The organism is Arhodomonas sp. KWT (assembly GCF_010993615.1).
In genome coordinates this window covers 1-1,547 of sequence record NZ_WNXE01000413.1, presented here as the reverse complement: position 1 = coordinate 1,547, position 1,547 = coordinate 1, and the positions used below count along the sequence as shown (strand labels likewise).

The following is a 1,547-nucleotide window of genomic DNA, read 5'->3' as shown; positions in this document are numbered from 1 at the left end:
CCGCCTTCCGGTTCCGGATCCGTTTCAGTGTGTAATGTCGTAAGCTGAATGCTGTTTACCGAAACGCCCGGATGTAATCAAGACTGAGAACCACGCCTCATATTGGATAGTTCAGTCATCGGCAACGTTCACCCGGAGTTTAGCGCGGCGGGATGACCTACCCCTTCGGGGCCTCATCGAGGATGGCATTCAGCCGTTCCGCGGTCTCATCGAGCAGGGCGACGATCCGGCGCTGAACGGCCGGGGGCCGGTCGAGGCTGCGGTGGAGGATCGATTTGAGTTCCATGCGCGCCTCCAGCAGGTCCTGGGCAAGGCTGGCGCCTTCCTCGTCGCTATCCGCGATATCCGCCATGGCCTGACGCAGCGCACGGTACTTGCGCCCGGCCCGCTCCAGCCGGGCGACGACGCGCTCGGCGGTCCCGGCGTGTTCCCGCCGATAGTCACGGCCACGGTCGGTGAGGCGGTAGTACTTGCGCCGGCCCTCGCGCTGCTGGGCGACGTAACCGTCGCGGCCGAGGGCGGTGAGCACGGGATAGAGGCTGCCGGGACTGGGGCGGTAGAAGCCCCCGGAGAGGTATTCGATGCGGTCGCCGAGCTCGGTGCCGTAACCGTCGGCGTCCGCCAGCAGGGTGAGGAGCACGAGGCCGAGCTCGTCGCCCGAGAGCTTGCGGGCGGCGGGCATGCCCATGGGAAGGTCCGGCCTCGTGCTCGCTGTCATCGTGCGCCTGCCCGCCGCTGTCGTGTCTCGCCAGTGATACGCGGGCGAGGGTAACACGGCGGCGCCCGCCGCAGCCCGGGGGCGCCGCCGGCGCTCAGAACGACACCGTCACGCCGGCGTTGTAACGACGGCCGTCGAGCACGCGGTTGTAGTCCTCGTAGGCGATCTCCTTGTCCAGCAGGTTGTAGATGCCGCCGAACAGCCGTACACGGTCGCTGACCCGGTAGCTCATGCCCGCGTCCACGAGGGTGTAGCTCGGGTACGCCTCGCTCAGTCCGCCGCGGCCGACGACCTGCTCCGCGGTGCCCTTGTAGCGGGCCTTCGCCCACAGCCGGGCGGCCTCGCTGGCCCGGTAGTTCACGCCCAGGACGGCGCGGTGGCGGGGCTGGTTGTCGAGCGGATGGCCGGCATTGTCACCGGAGTCCTGCTCGCTGTCCGTGAAGGTGTAGCTCATGTTCACCTCCACGCGCTCACCCACGGGGAAGCCCAGGCTGAGCTCCGCGCCCTGGACGTGGGCCTCGCTGACGTTGCGGTACTGCGCGATCATCTCGTAGTCCTCGCCCAGGTAGGTGCAGGACGGATCGCCCTGATCGATGTCGCAGATGGTCGGCTTCTCGATCTTGTTGTCGTAGTCCGTGTAGAACACGGTCACGCCCGCCTCCACGCCGTCGTAGCCCCGCCACAGGGCCGCGAGCTCGTAGGTGATGCTCTCCTCGGGCTCGAGAGCGGAGTTGCCGACGTCGGCACCGTCGCGGCGCGGACCACCGCCGCCCTCGACCCAGTTGGAGTCGCCCTCCTTGAGGTCCGGCGTGCGGTAGGCGGCGCTCAC

Annotated in this window: 2 protein-coding genes; both read right to left on the bottom strand. The window is 68.2% G+C overall.

The window, feature by feature from the left end; all coding sequences use genetic code 11:
* Positions 1 to 157 precede the first annotated feature (157 nt).
* Positions 158 to 688: a PadR family transcriptional regulator gene (locus G7A99_RS19455; RefSeq protein WP_018719497.1), complete on the bottom strand. Its 531-nt coding sequence runs from the start codon at positions 686 to 688 to the stop codon at positions 158 to 160.
* A gap of 124 nt (positions 689 to 812) precedes the next feature.
* Positions 813 to 1,547 (bottom strand): TonB-dependent receptor domain-containing protein (locus tag G7A99_RS19450; protein WP_163143337.1); only part of this gene is annotated, 735 nt, incomplete at its 5' end.